Consider the following 20,378-nt stretch of genomic DNA (forward strand, 5'->3'; position numbering starts at 1 on the left):
TTTTGGTGCTGCTGAAAGTGGATAGATGGAACCGCAAGGCTCGCCCAAGATAGTCGTCAACGCGCCACAGGGGAAGTGGGTGGTGGATGAAACCACCCTCCCCGGCGTTAATAAAACCAATAACGAGGTCTTTATGAATGCCCCTTTCGATCAGCTGTTCACGTGGCTGAAAGATCACAAGATTACCGAAGTCGAGTGCGTCGTCAGCGACCTGACCGGCATTGCACGCGGCAAAATCGCACCGACCAACAAGTTCCTGCATGAGCGAGGCATGCGCCTGCCGGAAAGTGTGCTGTTGCAAACGGTAACCGGGGACTTTGTCGACGATGACATCTACTACGACCTGCTCGATCCAGCCGACATCGACATGGTGTGCAAGCCTGTTTCCGATGCGGTCTATGTGATTCCCTGGGCCATCGAGCCGACCGCGATCGTGATCCACGACACCTTCGACAAGTTTGGCAATCCGATCGAACTGTCGCCGCGCAACGTGTTGAAGAAAGTCCTGCAGCTGTACACCGACAAAGGCTGGAAGCCGATCGTCGCGCCGGAAATGGAGTTCTACCTGACCCAGCGCTGCGAGGACCCGGACTTGCCGCTCAAAGCACCGCTGGGCCGTTCGGGCCGTGCGGAAAGTGGCCGGCAGTCGTTTTCCATCGACGCCGCCAACGAGTTCGATCCGCTGTTCGAGGACGTCTACGACTGGTGCGAATTGCAGGGTCTGGACCTCGACACCTTGATCCACGAAGACGGCCCGGCGCAGATGGAAATCAACTTCCGTCACGGCGACGCCCTTGACCTGGCGGACCAGATCACCGTGTTCAAACGCACCATGCGTGAGGCGGCGCTCAAGCACAACGTTGCGGCGACTTTCATGGCCAAGCCGATCGGTGACGAGCCCGGCAGCGCCATGCACATCCACCAGAGCGTGGTCGATATCGCCAGCGGGCAACCGATCTTTGCCAATGCCGACGGCAGCATGAGCGAGCTGTTCCTGCACCATATCGGCGGTCTGCAGAAGTACATCCCCAAAGTGCTGCCGATGTTCGCGCCCAACGTGAACTCCTTCCGCCGGTTCCTGCCGGACACTTCGGCCCCGGTCAACGTCGAATGGGGCGAAGAAAACCGCACCGTCGGCCTGCGCGTACCGACCTCCACGCCGGATTCGATGCGGGTGGAGAACCGCTTGCCGGGCGCCGATGCCAACCCTTACCTGGCGATTGCGGCGAGTCTGTTGTGCGGCTACCTGGGCATGATCGAAGGCATTGAACCCAGCGCTGCGGTCCAGGGCCGTGCCTACGAACGGCGCAATCTGCGCCTGCCGATCACCATCGAAGACGCCCTGACGCAGATGGAGGAATGCGCAACCATCGGGCGCTACCTGGGCAGCAAGTTTGTCCGTGGGTATGTCGCGGTCAAGCGCGCCGAACACGAGAACTTCAAGCGGGTGATCAGTTCCTGGGAGCGGGAATTTCTGATGCTCAGCGTCTGAGGTTTGCGCTGCTCTGAAATCACACTCCCCTGTGGGAGCGGGCTTGCCCGCGATAGCGGTTTGTCAGACAACGGCGATGTTGAATGTGCTGGCCTCATCGCGGGCAAGCCCGCTCCCACAGGGAGAGCGAAAAAACACCTGAATAAATTCAACAACTATGAAGAGGTGTCGTCATGCATCTATTGAAATCCATCCTCCCGACCGCCCTGGCCCTGCTGTTCAGCACCGCAGCGCAGGCCGGGCAAAGCGTCAGCGTCTACAACTGGACCGACTACATCGGCGAGACCACCCTCGCCGACTTCCAGGCCAACACCGGGATCAAGGTGATCTACGACGTATTCGATTCCAACGAAACCCTGGAGGGCAAACTGCTCGCCGGGCGCACCGGGTACGACGTGGTGGTGCCGTCCAACCACTTCCTTGCCCGCCAGGTGAAGGCCGGTGCCTTTCTCAAGCTGGATCGCTCGCAGTTGCCCAACTACAAGAATCTCGACCCGAAACTGCTGACGTTGCTGGAACAGAACGATCCGGGCAACGAGCATTCGGTACCCTACCTGTGGGGCACCAACGGTATCGGCTACAACGTTGACAAGGTCAAGCAGGTGCTGGGCATCGATCGCATCGATTCCTGGGCAGTGTTTTTCGAGCCGGAGAACCTGAAAAAGCTCAGCCAGTGCGGCGTGTCGATGATGGATTCGGCGGATGAAGTGTTCCCGGCGGTCCTCAATTACATGGGCATGGACCCGCGCAGCGAAAAGCCTGAGGACTACAAAAAGGCTGAAGCCAAGCTACTGACCATTCGCCCCTACATCACCTATTTCCATTCCTCCAAGTACGTCTCGGACCTGGCCAACGGCGATATTTGCGTGGCCTTCGGTTACTCGGGCGACGTGTTCCAGGCCGCCAACCGGGCCAGGGAAGCGAACAACGGCGTGAACATCGCTTACGCGATCCCCAAGGAAGGCAGCAACCTGTGGTTCGATTTGCTGGCGATTCCCGCCGATGCCGGCAACCAGAAAGAAGCCCATGCGTTCATCAACAACCTGCTCGACCCAAAAGTGATCGCCAACGTCAGCGCTTCGGTCGGTTACGCCAACCCGAACCCGGCTTCCCAGCCGTACATGGACGCCGCACTGGTGAATAATCCAGAGGTGTATCCGCCTCAGGCCGTCCTCGACAAGCTCTACATCTCCACCACCCCGCCCCAGCCGATCATGCGCCTGATGACCCGTTCCTGGAGCAAAGTGAAGTCCAGCCAATGAACAACCAACACGCGCATTCCTATTACGCGGCGACAGCGAACAGCATGGCGCCCTACCCCACGCTGGACCAGGACCTGGTTGCCGATGTGTGCGTGATCGGCGGCGGTTTCACCGGGGTCAACACGGCGATCGAACTGGCGCAGCGTGGACTCTCGGTGATAGTGCTGGAAGCCCGGCGGATCGGCTGGGGCGCCAGCGGGCGCAACGGCGGTCAGTTGATCCGCGGGGTCGGTCATGACGTCAGCGGTTTTGCCCGGCATGTCGGTGAAGAAGGCGTGCGTTACCTCGAGCGCGCCGGGATCGAGTCGGTGGAACTGGTGGGTAACCGCATCCGCGAACACAAGATTGACTGCGACTTGCGCTGGGGCTTCTGTGAGCTGGCCAATACCAAGGCGCAGTTCGCCGCGTTCAAGGCAGAGCAACGAAGCCTGGCCGAGTCGGGATACGCCCATCAGACCTGTCTCGTGGGGCCGGAGCAGGTCCGTCAGCAAGTGGTGGACTCCGGGGTGTACGCCGGCGGTCTGGTGGACATGGGCTCGGGACACTTGCACCCGCTCAACCTGGTCCTCGGTGAAGCGCGACTGGCACACAGCCTCGGCGTGCAGATCTTCGAACAAAGCCCGGTGCTGGAATTGATTCATGGCAGTACCGTACAGGTGCGCTGTGCCGCTGGCACGGTACGCGCCGGCACGCTGGTGCTGGCGTGCAATGCGCACCTGGAAGAGCTGGAACCGAAACTCAGTGGCAAAGTGCTGCCGGCGGGCAGCTACATCATCGCCACCGAGCCTTTGGCTCCCGAGGTTGCAGCGCGGTTGATCCCGCAGAACCTGGCGTTGTGCGACCAGAAAGTCGGCCTGGATTATTACCGGCTCTCGGCGGACCGACGCCTGCTGTTTGGTGGGGCCTGCCATTATTCCGGGCGCGATCCGGTAGACATCGCGGTCTATATGCGTCCGAAAATGCTCAAGGTGTTCCCGCAACTGTCGGACGTGCGCATCGACTATCAATGGGGCGGTAAGATTGGCATCACCGCCAACCGCTTCCCCCAGGTCGGGCGTCTGAGCCAGCATCCGAACGTGTTTTACGCCCAGGGTTACTCGGGCCATGGCCTGAACGTGACCCACTGGTGCGCCAGGCTGTTGGCCGAAGCGATCCATGCCGGACACAGCAAGGGGTTCGATGTGTTCAGCGCCGTGCCGCACATGACCTTCCCTGGCGGGCCGATGCTGCGCTCGCCGCTGCTGGCGTTGGGGATGTTCTGGTATCGGTTGCGGGAGTTGGTTGGCTGATCAGGAAGTTTTTTGGTTGCCTGATAGGCCGCTATCGCGAGCAAGCTCGCTCCCACAGGGATTTGCGTCGTTCACAGATGCTGCGCTCACTGACGATCAACTGTGGGAGAGCTTGCTCCGGGCGGCGTTCCGACGACGAACGATGACGCGGTCTACAGGGGCAATTGCGCCTTTCGATTTGCTCAATCGCAAGGCACTTCTATATTGAGGGGGTGCTCTGAATTTCCTGACTCCTGGCGAGTGCGGCCTATGGCTACGACTGACCACCTGATCATCTGCGAGCACTGCGACTGCGTGTATGAAAAAGTCACGCTCGCCAAACATCAAAAAACCCTGTGTACGCGCTGCGGCGGCGTGCTACAGCGCTATAACGGTCTTTCAGTGGAACAGCGCCTGGCGCTAACCTTCACGGCGGCTGTCCTGTGGACTTTCGCCAATTTCTATCCCGTCATGAGCATCAGCCTCAAAGGCCTGAAAAACAGCGCGACGCTCTGGGATTCGGTGCTGGCCCTCAGCCAGGGCCCGATCACCTTCATTGCGTTGGTGGCGGCGGTTTCGATGATCATCGCGCCGGTGTTCCAGCTGTTGTTGCTGATCTGGGTCCTGAGTTACGCCCTTGCGAACCAGCGCTCGCCCGGCTTCCGGTTCTGCATGCGCTGGCTGGAAACCCTGCGGCCCTGGAGCATGCTCGAGGTCTGCCTGTTGGGGGCCATGGTCGCGGTGTTCAAACTCGCCGGATTGCTCGATGTGTTGCCCGGTATCGGTCTGTTCGCCCTGGCGGTGCTCAGCTTGATGATGATCCGCATTGCCGGACGCGATATCCGCGAACTGTGGGACATCTTATGACCACGCCACCGATCGCCAGCGAACTCGACCTGTGCCTGTGCCACAGCTGCGGCCTGGCCTGTGACATCACCCATGACCCCCATGAATGCGAACGCTGCGGCGCACCGCTGCACCGGCGCAAGACCGACTCGCTGACCCGGACCTGGGCGTTCCTGCTGGCGTCGCTGATATTTTATGTGCCGGCCAACCTGTTGCCGGTGATGAACACCACCATGCTCGGTTCCGGTTCCGAGAGCACCATCATGGGCGGCGTGCTGGAGTTCTGGCAGCACGGCGCCTGGGACATCGCCCTGATTATCTTCATCGCCAGCATCGCGGTGCCGGGCATCAAGTTCGTCGCCCTGACGATGCTGCTGGTGACGGTCCAGCGCGGGAGTTCCTGGGCGCTGAAAGAACGCTCGAAGCTGTACCGATTCGTCGAACTCATCGGCTACTGGTCAATGCTCGACGTGATTGTCGTCGCCCTCGTGGCGGCGCTGGTGAAGTTCCAGGCGCTGGGGGATATCGAGCCGCGCCAGGGCATTTTGTTCTTTGGCCTGGTGGTCGTGTTCACCATGCTGTCGGCGATGAGTTTCGACCCGCGCCTGATCTGGGACAAGCAGGATAAAGCACGCAACAACCCACCCAACGAGGAGGTCATGGATGAAGTCGCAAGCCACTGAAGGGCCGCAAGCCCCCGGCCCGGCCCCGGTCAAGACCCGCCGTTTCAGCGTTTCGCTGGTATGGATCGTGCCGATCGTCGCCGTGCTGGTGGGGATTTCACTGGTGGTGCACTCGGTCATGCAGGAAGGGCCGACCATCACCGTTACGTTCAAGACCGGCAGCGGCCTGACGGCCAACAAGACCCAGGTCAAATACCGCAATGTGGTGATCGGCGTGGTGTCCGACGTGGAATTGAGCGCCGATCAGAAGAGTGTCAACGCCACCGTCAAACTGGCCAAGCAGGCGGAAAGTTTCACCCGCCAGGACTCTCAGTTCTGGGTGGTGCGCCCGCGTATCGGCGCCGGCGGGGTTTCGGGTATCGATACCTTGCTCTCCGGGGACTACATCGGCGCCGATATCGGTCAGTCCAACGCCCGTGCGAAGAATTTCACGGGGCTGGAAAACCCGCCTCCGATCACCTATGGCGAACCGGGCAAGCGCTTCACGCTCAATACCCAGGACCTCGGTTCGCTGGACATCGGCTCGCCGGTTTACTACCGCAAGATTCCGGTCGGCCAGGTGGTGGCCTATGCCCTGAACGCCGACGGCAAAGGGGTGAATATCGAAGTATTCATCCACGCGCCCAACGATGCCTACGTCACCGAGAACACCCGGTTCTGGAATGCCAGCGGCATCGACGTCAACGTTGGCGCCAACGGCGTTGCGGTGAAGACCGAGTCGCTATCGTCCTTGCTGGTGGGCGGCATTGCCTTCCGCGCCCCGGAATACAGCCCCAACGATCAGCCGGCCAGCGAGGATAAAGCCTTCGACCTGTTCGACGACCAGCAAACCGCCCTTGCCCCGCCCCACGGCAAGGGGCAGTACCTGAGTTTGCGTTTCGACCAGGCGTTGCGCGGGCTCAAAGTCGATGCGCCAGTGGAGTTCCTCGGCATCGAATTCGGCAAAGTGGTGTCGATCAATCTGGATTATGATGCGAAAAATCGCAGTTTTCCGGTCAATGTCGGCATTCTCATCTACCCGCAACGCCTCGGTACGGCCCACTCCAAAATGCTCAAGGCCTTGAATCATGACCCCAATGATGAAGCCGCCGGCGTGCGGTTGATGGGCAGCTTTATTGAAAACGGTCTGCGGGCCCAGGCCCGCAGCGGCAATCTGTTGACCGGCCAGCTGTACATCGCACTCGATTTCTACCCCAAGGCGGAGAAAGTCGCGTTCGATCCGAGTGCCCGTCCCGTCATCATTCCAACGATTCCCGGCAACCTCGAGCAGTTGCAGGAAAAACTCGAGGGAATAGTCACCAAGATCAACCAGCTGCCGCTCGGGCGCATCGCCGGCAACCTCGACAGCAACCTCGTCGAACTGCGCAAAGGCCTGGTCCAATTCAATGCCAGGACCCTGCCCGGCGTGCAAACCACCCTGGCGGACGTCAGTAAAACACTGCAATCGGCGACTTCGACCCTGTCCGAAGATTCACCGCAACGTGAACAACTGACCCAGACCCTGGACGAGCTGGGACGCATGTCACGCTCCTTGCGCGACCTTTCCGATTACCTGGGCCGACATCCGGAATCGCTGCTGCGCGGGCGTCCCAACAATGCCGCGCCAATGGATCTGCAAGCGCCACCGCGCAATTGAGCACAGGAGCATTACCCATGGCTTTTCCGCTGAAGATCACCTTGGTTGCCGCGCTGCTACTGCTCACCGCTTGTCGCAGTGACCCGATTAAATTTCACACCCTGGTCCCGACCCAACCAGGCAACCCTTCGAAGTCCGCTGTGGCGGATATCCAGATCGAAGCGATCAGCGTACCGCCCCAGGTCGATCGTCCGCAGATCGTCATTCGCCAGGGCAACAGTGGCCTGGCGATCCTGGAAACCGAGTGGTGGGCCGCGAGCCTGGTGGATGAGTTGAGCAGCGCGTTGCAGGATCAACTGGTCAACGGCAACTCCCAACGCAAAATGTCGGTGCGGCTCGATGTGCAACGCTTTGACTCGATTCCCGGCCAGTACGGCCTGCTCGACGTCAAATGGCGCCTGCGCAAACTGGGCGAAGGGGATAACGCGCTGGTGACGTGCCGCAGCACCTTACAGACGCCTTCGGGGCCGAGCATCGATGATTTGGTGGCGGCCCAGCAGAACAACGTCAAACGCCTGGCCGCGCTCATCACCCAAGCGGCGAACGGAACACAAAGAGGTTGCCCGCCCGTCCAGTGACTTGGTGATTTTTCTGAGCCTGCGCATGATATTTACCCTGCGCAAACCTGCAAATGATTCGTATTGGCCTACAATAATTGACGACCGTCTCGGTTACGTCTGTGCGCACAATTCTATAAAACTGGAGCTGCCCCGGCATGATTCCCCCTATCCCGTCCTTACTTAGATACGCAGTGCTGGCGGCCGCGCTGTTGAGCGTCGGCCATGGGTACGCCGCTGACACCGACGGCATCGTGGTCTACAACGCCCAGCACGAGAGCCTGACTAAAGCCTGGATTGCTGGCTTCACCAAGGAAACCGGGATCAAGGTCACTGTGCGCAATGGTGACGACACCGAGATGGGCAATCAGATCGTGCAGGAAGGCGCGTCCTCCCCGGCGGATGTGTTCCTGACCGAGAATTCCCCGGCCATGGTGCTGGTCGACAACGCCGGGCTGTTCGCGCCGGTGGCACCGGCGACCCTTGAACAAGTCGACGCGGCCTACCGTCCGGCCCATGGCAACTGGGTGGCCATTGCCGCGCGCTCCACGGTATTCGTCTACAACCCGGGCAAACTGCCGGAAGCCGAACTGCCCAAGACGCTGATGGACCTCGCCGGTCCGAACTGGAAAGGCCGCTGGGGCGCTTCGCCGGCCGGCGCCGACTTCCAGGCGATCGTTGCCGCCGTGTTGGCGCTCAAGGGTGAAGCCGCGACCCTGGAGTGGTTGAAAGGGATGAAAAGCAACTTCACCGCGTACCGGGGCAACAGCGCCGTGCTCAAGGCGGTCAATGCCGGCCAGATCGACAGCGGCGTGATCTACCACTATTACCGCTTCGGCGATCAGGCCAAGACCGGTGAAAACAGCAAGAACACCGCCCTGCACTACTTCAAGCACCAGGATCCCGGAGCCTTTGTCAGCCTTTCCGGTGGCGGCGTCCTGGCGTCCAGCAAACACAAGGATCAGGCTCAGGCCTTCCTCAAGTGGGTGACCGGCAAAGACGGCCAGGCCATCCTCAAGACCGGCAATTCGTTCGAATACGCGGTGGGCAAAAACGCCGAATCCAACCCCAAACTGGTGCCTTTGCAGCAGCTTGACGCGCCGACAGTCGACGCTTCGAAACTCGACAGTAAAAAAGCCGTGGAGCTGATGACTCAGGCCGGACTGCTCTGATTGATGCCTGAAACGCTACCGGCGGGTGTCGCAGAGGCGATCCCGCCCCAGTTACGCCGACGTTCCCGTGGTCTTTTTGCGGGCCTCGGCGGTGCGTGGGTGATCGGTTTGTCGGTGCTGGTGTCGCTGCTGGCACTGCTGCCGATCGCTTTCGTCATCGGCGTGTCCTTCGAGACGGGCTGGGCGAGGCTGGTGCCGCTGATATTCCGGCCACGGGTCGGCGAGCTATTGATCAATACCCTGTTGCTGGTGGTGATCACGATTCCCTTGTGTGTGGTGCTCGGGGTGGCTCTGGCCTGGCTCACGGAGCGTACCGACATGCCGGGGCGGCGCTGGTGGTCATTGTTGGCCACCGCGCCGCTGGCAGTCCCCGCCTTCGTCCACAGCTATGCCTGGGTCAGCCTGGTGCCACCGATTCATGGACTGTTTGCCGCCGTTCTGGTCTCGGTCATCGCCTACTTCCCATTCCTGTACCTGCCCATAGCGGCATCCCTGCGGCGGATCGACCCGACCATCGAAGATGTCGCAGAGTCTCTGGGGCTCAGGCCCTGGGCGGTATTTTTCCGCGTGGTGCTGCCGCAATTGCGCCTGGCCATCTGCGGCGGCGCCTTGCTGGTGGGGCTGCACCTGCTGGCCGAATATGGCCTGTACGCGATGATCCGCTTCGACACCTTTACCACGGCGATCTTCGATCAGTTCAAGTCCACCTTCAACGGCCCCGCCGCCAACATGCTGGCGGGGGTGCTCGCCTTGTGTTGCCTGGCGATGCTGACCGTCGAATCCGCCGCGCGAGGCAATGCGCGTTATGCCCGCATCGGGTCGGGCAGCCCCCGCGAACAGCGGGTCGTGCACCTGTCTGCCGGGGCAGCCGTGCTGGCGCTGACCTTGCAGGTCCTGACCTGCGCACTCGCGCTCGGGGTGCCGTTGATCACGTTGGGTAAGTGGTTGATCGCTGGCGGCACGCAAGTCTGGCAACTGAGCGAACTGCTGCCGGCGCTGGAACAGACCGTGCTCCTGGGCATCAGCGGGGCGATGTTGACCACCTTGGCGGCCATCCCGATTGCCTGGCTGTCGATTCGCTCGCCCGGGCGACTGCAGCGGGTGCTGGAAAGCTGTAACTACATCACCAGCTCGCTGCCGGGGATTGTCGTGGCCCTGGCGCTGGTGACCATCACGATTCATTTCGCCCGGCCGATTTACCAGACCACAATCACGGTGCTGCTGGCTTATCTGCTGATGTTCCTGCCCCGGGCACTGGTGAGTTTGCGCGCCGGTATCGCCCAGGCACCGGTCGAATTGGAAAACATGGCCCGCAGCCTCGGTCGCTCCCCCGCCCTGGCGCTGTGGCTGATCACCTTGCGCCTGGCCGCACCGGGCGTGGCCGCGGGCGCCGCGCTGGTGTTCCTGGCGATTACCAATGAACTGACGGCCACCCTGCTGCTGGCTCCGAACGGTACGCGCACCCTGGCGACCGGGTTCTGGGCGTTGACCAGCGAAATCGATTATGCCGCCGCGGCGCCCTATGCCCTGCTGATGATCGTTCTGTCGCTGCCGCTGACCGGCATTCTTTATCATCAATCCAAGCGAACGGCGGGCCGATGAACGCTCTCGATCTGTACTCGATCTGCAAATCCTATGGTGCCCAGACGGCCTTGGAAAACATCAGCCTGTCGGTGCCCGCGGGCAGCCGCACGGTGATTGTCGGCCCTTCAGGTTCGGGCAAGACCACCTTGCTGCGCATGATCGCCGGCTTCGAATTCCCCGATTCGGGTCGCCTTCTGCTCAATGGACAGACGCTGGTCGACAGCACCCATGAGGTGCCGGCGCACCAACGATTGATTGGCTATGTTCCCCAGGATGGTGCCCTGTTCCCGCACATGACCGTCGCTGCCAACATCGGCTTCGGGTTGTCGACCAGGGGCTCTGAAAAACAGGAGCGGATCGCCGAACTGATGGACAGCGTGGCGCTGGACGCCAGCATGGCCAAGCGTTGGCCCCATGAGCTATCCGGCGGCCAGCAGCAACGGGTGGCCCTGGCGCGTGCCCTGGCCCAACAGCCGCGCCTGATGCTGCTGGACGAACCGTTTTCGGCACTGGATACCGGCTTGCGCGCCGCCATGCGCAAATTGGTCGCGCGGCTGCTGGCCGATGCGGGCGTCACCACCATTCTGGTCACCCATGACCAGAGTGAAGCGTTGTCGTTTGCCGATCAGCTGGCGGTGATGCGTCAGGGCCGACTGGTTCAGTCAGGCCACCCGCTGGACCTGTACCGCTATCCCGACGATGAACAAACCGCGCTGTTTCTCGGCGATGCGGTGGTCATGCCGGCGCGGATCGAGGCGGGCTGGGCCCATTGCGACCTGGGGCGGATTCCGGTCAACAATCACCGGAACAACCAATGCGCGCAGATCATGCTGCGGCCCGAGCAATTGCACCTGGTGAGCATCCAGACGAGTCCGGCAGAGGCCGTCGGCTGCCGTGCCGTGGTGACGGAGCGCGATTTCAGCGGCAATACCTGCACCTTGACGGTGGAGTTGCAGTCGCGCAATTGCGCGCAACAGCCAGGCCGGTCCTTGATGGTGCGCAGTTCCGGGTTGTATGCGCCACCCATGGGGAGCGCCGTTCACGTCTCGATGATCGGCCACGCCCACGTGCTGAGCGAAGCCTGACCCCTGCCCTCACAGATCGAAGCGATCAACCGCCCGCCGCCGCTCGTTGTCATCGCGCACGTCATAGTTGGCGGTCGTCTGGATGTTGCTGTGATGCGCCAGCTTCTGGGCGATCGACAAGTCATGTTCTTCGATCACCCGGGTAATGAACGAGCGCCGAAAGTCATGAGGCATGATCTTGACCCCGACTTGCGCGCCGCGCTGGCGGGCAATGTAATAGATCGCGTGCTTGGTGATGCGCTCGCGGGTGATGTGACTGCCGCGGCGGATGCGATTGAACAGGAAGGGATCGTCCTCTTCACCTTCCTTGAGTTGCGACCGGCGCAGCTCCAGCCAGGCATCCAGTTTGGCGAAGGCCCAGGCCGGTGCGTACTTGATCAACTGCTTGTTGCCCTTGGCAGTGACCCGCAGGCTGCGTTCGGCGAAATCGACCTGATCGAGGTCCAGGTTCACCGATTCCGACTTGCGCATCCCCGAGCCGTACAGAATCCCGATGATCGCCGCGTCCCGCAGGCCTTGTGGCCGAGGATCGGCGGCACAGACCGCCATCATCTCCTGGATCAGGCTGCGGCGCAGATTGCGCCCCTGGGACAGCCGGGTACCGGAGATGCCCTTGACCGAACGCATTTTCAGCAGGTGTTCCTGACTGATCAGGCTCATGCGCCACGCTTCGTTCATCACTCCGCGCACGGCATTGACGTACAGCGAAGAGGTATTGGGCGCGTAGCCGTCCGCGCGCAAGGTAGCCACCAGCGCAATCACATCTTCGGGCTGCAACTCATGCCAGGGAATCTCTTCGACATTCATGTCTTCGAAACCCAGGCGGTCGGCCGCATCCTGCAAGACGTAGCGCATGGTCAACTGGCTGGACGGGGCCAGTCGCGCCAGATACAGGGTCAGCGGATTGATTTTTGGCGTATGGGCAACAACAGCGGGTAAGTCAGTCAAACGAAACGGCCTTGAATGAAAAGTCCAAAGGAAAAGCACAACGCCAGGTGAAGAACTGGCGATTACGCTGCCTGGCGTGGCCGGGAATGTGAATTGTCACGCCCGGCAGGTCAAGGTTAACGCGATGGATGAACTGAAACATGGCCCTGCTACTCCTGGATGGGTGTCGATCAGGACAGGAGAGCCCCCATGAAAATCAGTGTATTCGGTAGCGGTTACGTTGGCCTGGTGCAAGCCGCCGTCCTGGCTGAAGTCGGCCACGACGTGGTGTGCATGGACATTGACCCACAGAAAGTCGAGTTGTTGCAGCAAGGCCATGTGAGCATTTTCGAACCGGGACTGGCCAGCCTGGTGCGTGAAAACCTGGACGCCAGGCGGCTGCAGTTCACCACCGACGAGAAACTCGCGGTGCAACACGGCCAGGTGCTGTTCATAGCCGTCGGTACCCCGTCCCGGGACGATGGCTCGGCGGATCTGCGCTACGTGATGGCAGTGGGCGAAGCGGTGGCGCGTCATCGCGAACAACCGGTGATTCTGGTGGAGAAGTCCACGGTCCCGGTGGGCACCGGCGATGCCCTGCGCGCGCATATCGACAAATGCCTGCTCAAGGTCGGCCGACTGTTGCAGTTCGATATCGTTTCCAACCCGGAGTTTTTGAAAGAAGGTTCGGCCGTGGCCGATTGCCGCCGCCCGGACCGGATCATCATCGGCTGCGATCGCGATGACATACGCGAGGTGATGCGTGACCTCTATGGGCCGTTCAACCGCAACCACGACCGCATCATGTTCATGGACCTGCGCAGCGCGGAGCTGACCAAGTACGCCGCCAACTGCATGCTGGCGACCAAGATCAGCTTCATCAACCAGATCGCCGAACTGGCCGAACACCTGGGCGCCGACATCGAGTCCGTGCGCCTGGGCATCGGTGCCGATTCGCGCATCGGCTATCACTTTATCTACCCGGGGTGCGGGTATGGCGGTTCGTGTTTCCCCAAGGACATGCGCGCCCTGATCCACAGCGCCGAACAGGCGCAGTGCTCCAGCGACCTGCTGCAAGCGGTGGAGGCCATCAACCAGCGGCAGAAACACAAGCTGTTCGAGCGTATCAATGCGTTCTACCAAGGTGACTTGCGCGGCAGGACCTTTGCCTTGTGGGGCCTGGCGTTCAAACCCAACACCGATGACATGCGCGATGCGCCGAGCCGGGTGCTGCTGGAAGCGCTGTGGGCCGCCGGGGCCAACGTGCGTGCGTTCGATCCGGAAGCCATGCAGCAAACCCGGCAGCTGTATCCCCATGAATCGAAGTTGATGCTCATGGGCACGCCGGAGTCCGCGCTGTCCGGTGCCGATGCACTGATCATCTGCACCGAGTGGCAACAGTTCAAGGCGCCGGATTTCAATCTGATCCAGCAGCGGCTCAACGCGCCGGTGATCTTCGACGGGCGTAACTTGTATGACGCCGAACGCCTGGCGCGCGCGGGTTTCCTGTACTTCCCGATAGGGCGTGGGGAATCGCGCGGATTGCCGATTCCGCTTCAGCGATGGCCGGCGGCTTCGGTCGTCGCCTGATTTCGCCGATCGGTCATCGACAGCCAATGCGGGGGTGATGGGTGCGAACGGTACAACTCACCCATTGCGTTCATGTCACGGACGAACCAGCGCTGCATCCATTGTCGATATTGCGTGTTGATTGCGCTTCGATGCCGCGGGAAAGCGTTCTCACGGATGATGGCGTGTGCGGCCATCATTCCGGACATGATGGCCTTGAGTACGCCATGGGAGGTGCCTGGATCAAGCACGAATGCGGCATCGCCCACAATGAAATAGCCATTCCCGGCCGTGCGGTGACAGCTTCGCCAGGTCACATCGGCGCCCCGGATCCCTCCCACGGCGGTCAGGTGATCGAACATTGCCGGCGGACCGGCTTGCCGGGCCTGGGCTTTGTCAAAGTACAGACGGGTCCAGTTGTATAGTTTCGGCGCCACTCTGGCAGTCCAGTACCAACCCTGAGCGTCGGCAACAATGCCGGGCGCCTCATCACATGCCGCCCGTTCTCCCGTTGCGTAACCGTATTTTGCGATCAGCAACGGGGAAAACAACGAGTGATCGAGTGCCAGTTGCCGCATCAGCCACGAGTGTGAGCCGCTGGCATCAATGAGCTGTCGTGAAAAAAACTCGCCTGCGGTTGTTCTGGCACCGATAACCCGATCGTTGTGCCGAATCACTTCATTGACCCGGCACGGCTGCACGACATGGACACCCCGTTCAACGGCTTTTTCAAGCAACAGACTGTCGAACGTGGCCCGGGGAATTTGAAAGCCACACCACGGAGTGGCCGGTTCACCACCAAACGCAGAAAACCGGCGCTCTGCGCCCCATTGCACCCAATGCCCCGTATGACGAATAAAATCCCCTTGCACCACCACATCCGCTACGTCCAGTTGCTGCAATAGCGGTTCAATACCGGGGGGTAATGTCTCGCCAGGTCGCTCACGAGGAAAAGCGCACTGCTCGAGCAGCGCTACACGCAAGCCGTGCCGGGCGCAAAAAATGGCCGCGGCGCAACCGGCAGGCCCGGCGCCAATCACCACGACATCGTAGTCACCCAAGGTATTGAACCGTCCAGGCAGCGTCACCCCGCTTGCTCAGGAGTGCTTCTTCGCCGACAAATGAACAGGTCATTTCAAGGATTTCGACCTGCCGTTTGGTAAAGTCCCCGGGAGGCGTCGAGAGGCTGCCCTTATCGGGTTTATAGATTTGATAGCAATGAATATCGCCCTGCAGCACGGCTCCCGCTTCCTGCTCTGCGAACTCCAGCGCGGCATGCGGTCGGGTTATTTTCCGGAACGACAGGACTGACCACTCTGCCTTCTGCTGTCGGGTACTGGCGCCTAAAGCAGTGAACGCGTTATGGAGCGTCCATATGCGTCTCGCATAATCATCCGCGCTCGTTTGCGCCGTACGATGCAGGGATAACAGGCCTGCCAAGGCATTTTTAGTGTAGTCGCAATGGTCAAAAGCCGTATATTCCACAACCTGCTTGCCTTGGGCATCGGTGAGGAGTCTTGGTCCGTCGACTCCGTCCCAAGAGCCGGAATCTGCCTGCCCGCCCTCTTCGTCGGTGAGTGGAATAATTGGAACCCGGGATGCATTGGGTTCAAATGTCCGTGAGGTATCCGGGGAGACCGCAGGCCAATAGCCGCCAATCGATGCACAAATCCTCACATCCTCGGTAAACGGACTTCCCAACTCGTAGCCGCAAAGCGATGCAGGACGCGGTCCCCCGCCATCGGGGCCGCTGATCTCCCAACCCGGGCTGAGGGAGCCGGCTGCCCGATCGGATAACCAGGATGCACGGCCATTTGTTGTGCGAGCACCCGATGCTGCGCGGTCTTCAACCTCGACAGGGTGCGAAACGATCGCTGTTACTCCCTTGTCGTCAGGCTGGAAATAGTTTCCGTTCAGATCGGGGTTGCCAGCCGCGCGCAGATTCGAAAGGACCCGCAAGGACTGGCCAAAGAAAGGTTGAGGGAACTGTTGTTGGTCGCTCCACTCGAGTAGTTCACGCTGTGAGGACGCAGGATAAAAGTCGGGCGCGGCAATTATCGAGTAAGCCACGGCATTGTCTGGTATCACCGTCTCAAGCATCGGGCAACTCGCCCGCACCCAACCTTCCGCCGTAAAGTCGATAAAGTGTAAAGCCCTGTAGCCACCGGCTTTGACGATATTGACGACATCGGGATTCAGGTTTAAATCGTCAATCGATCCGTCCTCAAGCAGTTTGTACCGTCTGTTGATGATGTAGCCGCGATAGTTGGGTTCGGCCGGGATTGTAAAAAAGACATCCTGATGGTCATACGTTGCTTTTTCCACCAGGCCGCGTTGTGCCACGGGCAAGAGCAGGCCCTGGCCAGACCCGGTTTCATCAGCCCAGTGCGCCAACCCGTCAGTGAGCACAAACGGTGGGCCGGAAAGAACCGGTTCCTGCCAATCCGGTTCCGGAAACTTAAGATGGAATCTGCGTAACTTGTCGTTGATGTGATAACACTCGAGGTTCACATTCAGCTCCATGCCTGCGATGCATTCCGTGCCCTCGAACAACTTGTGTAACGGCGTCCAGAAATCGCGTTCCTCATCGCCGGGTTGAAAAGACTGCGGTCCGAAACGGGCTGCATCCCCCTTGCGTTGTACCGCGATATAAGCACTGAACCGAGCAGGCATCACCCGTATTGCCTTGGGGTCGTCTTCAACCCAGGGCAAGAAGCCGCGGCGCTGCGGGTCATACCATGCAGGGGCCGTCCCTACCCGAGCGATACCGGTGCGGGAAAAACACAGATCGGCATGTTTTCCGTGAACCGTACCGGGCCCCGGACGATATTCGATGGCAAACACGACTATCGCTAAAACCGCCCCCTCGCCCGCTTGCTCGAACAACGCCTCAAGACCAGGCGGACATACGCCATAGACATAATTTAAAACCGTCTCTATTTCAGCGGCGGTGGGATAGATCGTTAAGGCGTTGCCTTTTGAATCCGTAGTGACATTGGGCGATGCAAAAGCGTGGTACAGCAGGCTGCGAGAGGGATTTCCCGCTTCAATGGCGCAGTTACCCTTCAGGGAAAAATCTTCAAAACCGTTTACAGTACGATCGACAGGTAATTGTTTTTTTAATTCGGCCTCCAACGGGCATGCCTTGATGTCCAGCCCATGCTGCAACAAAAGATCATGCCAGCCAGCGTCCATTGCCAGACGGTCGCAAATTATCTTCACTTCATCGATCAAGGCCATGTTAATCCCAACAATTGAGTGCGTTCCATCCTGCCGTTCTGAATGGCTCAGTGCAGACGACAAGTCACTTGGTGGGTAAGCGTAGTATTGAAAGGATCAGACGCAAGACGAAAGGATTACCGTTGATTGCGGTGACTGACAGGCTGCAATAACAAAGTGAAGAGAGAGAAAAAAGCGCGCCATTGCATCGGTGCTAATGATTTATGCACTTACATTTAAAAAGCCTGTAGATAGCACTCTCACGCGTAATCACCCCACCGTCGCCTTCAGATCCACCCCCAAGGCTCGTGCAAACGCCTTGACCAGCGGACTGCGCACGGTGTTGTGACGCAGGATGAGGTTGAACGGGGTATCGATGTGGATCAGGTCCGGGCGCACGGCTCGAAATTGCCCCTGTGCCACCAGCGAGGCGGCGTAATGCCGGGGTAGAAAGCCTACGAAACGCCCGGTCTTGATCAGCAGCGCCACGGCTTCAACCTGGGTCGCCGAGGCCGAAAAGCTGTCGTAGTGGGTAAAGTTCAGTTTGTCGCGATGTATCGCATAACGGTGGTTGATGCACTCGTAGTCCTTGAGCACATTGCTGCCCATTTCCACCTCTGGCAGGGTGAACAACGGATGGCCGATGGCGCAATAGACCTCTGAGCGCTCCTCATAAAGCGCGTAGTAATCGAACTCTTCCCGTCTTTGATAAACCGGGACAATCCCCGCCAGCAACCGCCCCTCTACCACGCCCCTTTCCACCTCATCCAGTTGCGAGGTCTGAAGTTGGAACCTTACTTTGGGCGACGCTTCGTTAATCTGCTTAAGTGCAGCAACTAAGGGCGACTGGGCATCAGATATCGTATTATCAATAACCCCCACGCCAAGATCGCCAATAAGTTCGTTTTGCGCTGAACTAAGACGATCACGAAAGTTATCGACCGAGGCAAACAGATCAATGGATGCCTGATACACCAGGCTGCCTTCTTCGGTCAGGTGAAAGCCTTCCCGCCCCCGCGTGCACAGGCGCATGCCGATGCGAATTTCCAGGTCGGAGATCTGTTTGCTGATAGCTGCCAGCCCCACGTTCAGCTCGTTCTGAGCCGCACTGAACCCGCCCGCCTCGACCACGGCCTTGAACACTTTGAGCAATTTGAAGTCCAGGCCACTGAGGGTCAGCGGTGCCCGATGCGACGTTTTCAGCGGCGGGTTTCCGGAATTGGAAAGTGGGGTTTCCATAATGCTTATTTACCTCTGGCGCCCTAATCAACACTCTGTGCACAACAACAAAAACATGGCTGGCCAATAATAATGAACACAGAAAACCAGGCTTGGCAACCGCTAATAAATTTCGCCCATCAGTGCCAACTCACTGATTTCGAACTGTTAAAAGCTGACATTTCGATCAACTCCCGCCACTTCGCAACTGCCCTCTTGAACACTGCTTCAGCCTGCAAGTGCACCCCGACTCTGTAGGCGCGAGCGGGCGGCGATTCGACTTGCCCGCCAGGCTCTTTGACCGGACACACGATTAATTTTCAACTCCCGAGCAACGACGAGGAAAACAATAATGTCCCAAACCACCGACCGTCTCTGGGGTGCCCGCTTCAAAACCGGCCCGTCCGAAGCTCTGGCGGCCCTGTCCCGTTGCCCTGAGCGCTATTTCCGGCTTACCCCGTACGACCTCGCCGGTTCCAGGGCACATGCCCGTGAACTGCAACGCGCCGGGCTGTTGAACGAGCAGGAAACCCGGACCATGGTCGATGCGCTGGAACGCATTGGCGCTGACTTCCGCGCTGGCAGCATCGCCCCGACCCTGGAGGACGAAGACGTCCACACCTTCATCGAACGCCTGTTGACCGAGCGCCTCGGCGCCCTCGGCGGCAAACTGCGCGCCGGCCGTTCGCGCAATGACCAGACCGCCAACGACCTGCGCCTGTTCCTGCGTGATCATGTGCGTACCCTGGCCGTTGAAGTCCTGGCCCTGCAGCAAGCCCTGGTGGCTCAGGCCGAGCAACACGTGGACAGCATCTGCCCGGGTTTCACGCACCTGCAGCAGGCCCAGCCGATCGTTTTCGCACATCACTTGCTGGCCCACGCCCAATCCATGCTGCGCGATGTGCAGCGCCTGGTGGATTGGGACGTGCGCACCTCGCTGTCGCCACTGGGGGCGGCGGCCATGGCCGGCTCCGCCATTGCACGCCAGCCGCAGCAGTCGGCCAGGGAAATGGGCTACAGCGGAGTCTGCGAAAACTCCATTGACGCCGTGGCCAGCCGCGATCACGTCGCCGAATTCCTGTTTATCGCCAGCATGCTCGGGATCAACATTTCCCGCCTCGCCGAAGAGTTCTGCCTGTGGTCGTCCCGGCAATTCCGCTGGGTTGCGCTGGACGATGCCTACGCCACCGGCAGCTCGATCATGCCGCAGAAGAAGAATCCGGACATTGCTGAACTGGCCCGGGGCAAGGCAGGCCGCTTGATCGGTAATCTGACCGGCCTGCTGTCGACCCTCAAATCCCTGCCGCTGTCGTACAACCGCGATTTGAGCGAGGACAAGCACGGCGTGCTCGACAGCGTCGACACCTTGCTGCTGGTGCTGCCGGCCATGGCCGGAATGGTCGCGACCATGACGGTCAATGTCGAGGAGTTGCGGCGTCAGGCGCCGCTGGGCTTCACCCTCGCCACCGAAGTCGCCGACTGGCTGGCCATGCGCGGCGTGCCGTTCAAGGAGGCCCACGAAATTACCGGTGCGCTGGTCCAGGCCTGCGAGAAACGTGACATCGAGCTGTGGGAAGCCTCGGCGGCCCTGTTGGCGGAGATCGATCCGCGCCTGACGCCTGAGGTGCGTGAAAGCCTGACCCTTGAAGCCGCCATCGCTGCGCGCAGTGGTTGGGGAGGCACGGCGCCGCAACAGGTGCGCGAGCAGATCGGCCGCTTGAAGACCGCCCTGGCTGCGCAGCAACGCTGGACTGAGGACTATCAGGGCTTCCGGCTCTGAAGCAGGACACAAAACCTGTAGGAGCGAGGCTTGCCCGCGAAGGCGGTGTGTCAGTCAGCGCTGATGACAACTGACCCACC

At 60.3% G+C, this 20,378-nt stretch carries 17 protein-coding genes; 12 read left to right on the plus strand and 5 right to left on the minus strand.

The features are described 5' to 3' along the window. Positions 1 to 133: 133 nt before the first annotated feature. The 10 genes from PMA3_RS14715 (at position 134) to PMA3_RS14760 (ending at position 11,585) form a co-directional block, all read left to right on the plus strand. Positions 134 to 1,492, plus strand: a complete 1,359-nt coding sequence (locus PMA3_RS14715) for a glutamine synthetase family protein (RefSeq protein ID WP_064677837.1) — start codon at positions 134 to 136, stop codon at positions 1,490 to 1,492. A gap of 173 nt (positions 1,493 to 1,665) precedes the next feature. Continuing rightward, positions 1,666 to 2,754 carry a polyamine ABC transporter substrate-binding protein gene (locus tag PMA3_RS14720; RefSeq protein WP_064677838.1) on the plus strand — a complete coding sequence of 363 codons (1,089 nt, stop codon included), beginning with the start codon at positions 1,666 to 1,668 and terminating at the stop codon, positions 2,752 to 2,754. Further along, positions 2,751 to 4,043, plus strand: a complete 1,293-nt coding sequence (locus tag PMA3_RS14725; protein WP_064677839.1) for an NAD(P)/FAD-dependent oxidoreductase — start codon at positions 2,751 to 2,753, stop codon at positions 4,041 to 4,043. Before PMA3_RS14720 ends, PMA3_RS14725 begins: the two co-directional genes overlap by 4 nt. A 249-nt stretch (positions 4,044 to 4,292) precedes the next feature. Beyond that, the gene (locus PMA3_RS14730; RefSeq protein WP_064677840.1) at positions 4,293 to 4,889 is read left to right on the plus strand and encodes a paraquat-inducible protein A; all 597 of its coding nucleotides are present in this window, start codon (positions 4,293 to 4,295) and stop codon (positions 4,887 to 4,889) included. Then, positions 4,886 to 5,551 (plus strand): paraquat-inducible protein A, encoded by a 666-nt coding sequence (locus PMA3_RS14735; protein ID WP_064677841.1) that lies wholly within the window; start codon positions 4,886 to 4,888, stop codon positions 5,549 to 5,551. Before PMA3_RS14730 ends, PMA3_RS14735 begins: the two co-directional genes overlap by 4 nt. Further along, entirely contained in the window at positions 5,532 to 7,187 is a 1,656-nt protein-coding gene (locus PMA3_RS14740; RefSeq protein ID WP_064677842.1) for a PqiB family protein, read from the plus strand. The genes PMA3_RS14735 and PMA3_RS14740 overlap by 20 nt, the downstream gene beginning before the upstream one ends. A 17-nt stretch (positions 7,188 to 7,204) precedes the next feature. Then, positions 7,205 to 7,765, plus strand: coding sequence for a PqiC family protein (locus tag PMA3_RS14745; RefSeq protein ID WP_064677843.1), 561 nt, complete (start codon positions 7,205 to 7,207; stop codon positions 7,763 to 7,765). Positions 7,766 to 7,902: 137 nt separating this feature from the next. Next, positions 7,903 to 8,916 (plus strand): iron ABC transporter substrate-binding protein, encoded by a 1,014-nt coding sequence (locus PMA3_RS14750; protein WP_064677844.1) that lies wholly within the window; start codon positions 7,903 to 7,905, stop codon positions 8,914 to 8,916. Positions 8,917 to 8,919: 3 nt separating this feature from the next. After that, positions 8,920 to 10,518: an ABC transporter permease gene (locus tag PMA3_RS14755; RefSeq protein ID WP_064677845.1), complete on the plus strand. Its 1,599-nt coding sequence runs from the start codon at positions 8,920 to 8,922 to the stop codon at positions 10,516 to 10,518. Continuing rightward, positions 10,515 to 11,585, plus strand: coding sequence for an ABC transporter ATP-binding protein (locus PMA3_RS14760; RefSeq protein WP_064677846.1), 1,071 nt, complete (start codon positions 10,515 to 10,517; stop codon positions 11,583 to 11,585). Before PMA3_RS14755 ends, PMA3_RS14760 begins: the two co-directional genes overlap by 4 nt. A 9-nt stretch (positions 11,586 to 11,594) precedes the next feature. On the opposite strand, the gene PMA3_RS14765 is transcribed toward PMA3_RS14760, so the two are convergent. Further along, positions 11,595 to 12,533: a site-specific integrase gene (locus PMA3_RS14765; RefSeq protein WP_064677847.1), complete on the minus strand. Its 939-nt coding sequence runs from the start codon at positions 12,531 to 12,533 to the stop codon at positions 11,595 to 11,597. After that, entirely contained in the window at positions 12,526 to 12,675 is a 150-nt protein-coding gene (locus PMA3_RS32680) for a hypothetical protein (RefSeq protein ID WP_161491147.1), read from the minus strand. Before PMA3_RS32680 ends, PMA3_RS14765 begins: the two co-directional genes overlap by 8 nt. Before the next feature lie 47 nt (positions 12,676 to 12,722). Between PMA3_RS32680 and PMA3_RS14770 the strand changes: the two genes are divergently transcribed. Continuing rightward, positions 12,723 to 14,102, plus strand: a complete 1,380-nt coding sequence (locus PMA3_RS14770; RefSeq protein WP_064677848.1) for a UDP-glucose dehydrogenase family protein — start codon at positions 12,723 to 12,725, stop codon at positions 14,100 to 14,102. On the opposite strand, the gene PMA3_RS14775 is transcribed toward PMA3_RS14770, so the two are convergent. The 3 genes from PMA3_RS14775 to PMA3_RS14785 form a co-directional block, all read right to left on the minus strand. Continuing rightward, positions 14,069 to 15,142: an NAD(P)/FAD-dependent oxidoreductase gene (locus PMA3_RS14775; protein ID WP_064680713.1), complete on the minus strand. Its 1,074-nt coding sequence runs from the start codon at positions 15,140 to 15,142 to the stop codon at positions 14,069 to 14,071. The genes PMA3_RS14770 and PMA3_RS14775 overlap by 34 nt on opposite strands. Then, positions 15,135 to 17,321 (minus strand): hypothetical protein, encoded by a 2,187-nt coding sequence (locus PMA3_RS14780; RefSeq protein WP_064677849.1) that lies wholly within the window; start codon positions 17,319 to 17,321, stop codon positions 15,135 to 15,137. The genes PMA3_RS14775 and PMA3_RS14780 overlap by 8 nt, the downstream gene beginning before the upstream one ends. 249 nt (positions 17,322 to 17,570) lie before the next feature. Next, a complete protein-coding gene (locus tag PMA3_RS14785) occupies positions 17,571 to 18,539 on the minus strand; it encodes a LysR family transcriptional regulator (RefSeq protein WP_064677850.1) in 969 nt (322 codons plus the stop codon). A 331-nt stretch (positions 18,540 to 18,870) separates the two neighbouring features. Between PMA3_RS14785 and argH the strand changes: the two genes are divergently transcribed. Beyond that, complete coding sequence (gene argH, locus PMA3_RS14790) at positions 18,871 to 20,298, plus strand: argininosuccinate lyase (protein WP_064677851.1); 1,428 nt, start codon at positions 18,871 to 18,873, stop codon at positions 20,296 to 20,298. Positions 20,299 to 20,378 lie beyond the last annotated feature (80 nt).

The sequence above is a fragment of the Pseudomonas silesiensis genome (genome assembly GCF_001661075.1).
GTDB classification, from domain to species: Bacteria; Pseudomonadota; Gammaproteobacteria; order Pseudomonadales; family Pseudomonadaceae; genus Aquipseudomonas; species Aquipseudomonas silesiensis.